The sequence below is a fragment of the Paenarthrobacter sp. GQ52 genome (assembly GCF_059759005.1).
The window spans coordinates 1-1,516 of sequence record NZ_JCAXEJ010000039.1 but is presented as its reverse complement, the minus strand read 5'-3'; the positions used below and the strand labels follow the sequence as shown (position 1 = coordinate 1,516).

Below are 1,516 nucleotides of genomic sequence, written 5' to 3'. Positions count from 1 at the left end.
CGCAGGTTGTCAAGCTGTGTGGAGTCAGTGGGTGGGTTGATTGGTTGGTTTTTTGGGAAGGTTGATTCCGACATGGCTTTGTGGGGTTGGTGTGGTGGGCCGTTGTCGGAATCGGTAGGGGTGTTGCTCGTAGTAGTGCTGCTGGGCTTGGTTGCGTGTTTTCCAGATGTTTTTCCAAGAGCCGTCGTGGACTTCGGCTGGTGAGAACAGGGCGATGCCTGAATGTTTGTGCTCGGTGTTGTACCAGGGTACGTAGTCGCCGAGGTAGGCTCTGGCGGTCTCGAGGTCCTGGAAGATCCGCGGGCAGCCGGGCCGATATTTCATGGTCCTGAACCCGGACTCCGAAAAGGGATTGTCATTCGATACGTATGGTCGGTTGTGGGTGAGTTCCACGCCGTGGCTGGTGAGGGTGTCACGGAGCAGGTTTGATTTCATTGCCGGCCCTGAATCGGCGTGGACAATGCGGGGCGCACCGTGCCGGGCGATTGCGGTCTCGAACATCTCCGCTGCGAGGTGGTCCGCTTCGCGTTCCTCGACTCGCCAGGCAATCATCTGCCGGGAATAGATATCCAGAACCGAGTATGCCTTGAACGTTTTCCCGCGCCACGGTGAATAGAGATCGGTGATATCCCATGACCAGACCTGGCCCGGGCCGGTGGCCTTCAGAACGGGTTTCTCCCGCGGTGCCCGTTTATTCTCGGTCCTGGTAGGAATGGCAGGGCGGAGCATTTGGTCCTCGATCTGGGCCGCGATCCGCCACCACGTGCGGCGGGACGCGAGCATCACCCCGGCATCCCAAGCTGTCGCGAAGGAATGGTCAACAGAGACCCGCTCGGCCCAGCCACCCATGATGTACTCAGCGATCCGGTCCCGATCATTGGGGCTGATCCGTGACTCATAGGCCCGCTCAGACTGACCGAGCGGGTCCTGCACCCGCACGCGGGGGTTCTGCCGGTAATGCCACGTCGAACGCGAAACACCGGCCACTCTGAGGGCTTGCCGCTGCGAGCCGGTGAGCTCCTTCAGGTCCCGGACGAGGAGGTTCTCGGCTTCGATGAATCTTTCGGATCGTTCGTCGGAGCCGTATCGGGCTCTGGCACGCTCAACCCGTGCAAGAGCCCGATAGCTTTTCCCAAAACTTCATTCGTGCCCTCTAGCTCCCGGACACGGCTCTTGAGCTGTTCGACTTCGGACTGGTGGTTAGCGATTTCCTTGGCACGCGCTCTTTCGAACGCGGACCACTCGCCATTAGTGCGGGCCATGTTCCCATGCTCTCGTGGAATGAGATTCCGGTCGAGGTCACCCTCTTGAATCATCTTCCGCCATTTCCGGAACGTCCACTCAGTCACAGGCTGAGACGCAAGCCATTCCTTCCTCGTCCCGTAAGGCTGCACGTAATACTGATGCACCAAATCCCGGATCTCGTCGCGGCTGATACCCCTCGGACCAACAAGCATGGCTGCTCCTGCTCTCTCTTCGATCAATGACTGACTCACAACCAGCCTGACTCAGAGGG

1 protein-coding gene is annotated in these 1,516 nt (G+C 59.4%); it reads right to left on the bottom strand.

Going from position 1 to position 1,516, the window contains the following annotated elements; genetic code table 11:
- Positions 1-24 precede the first annotated feature (24 nt).
- A complete protein-coding gene (locus AC6CH8_RS22785; protein ID WP_498192458.1) occupies positions 25-939 on the bottom strand; it encodes a transposase in 915 nt (304 codons plus the stop codon).
- Positions 940-1,516: the final 577 nt, after the last annotated feature.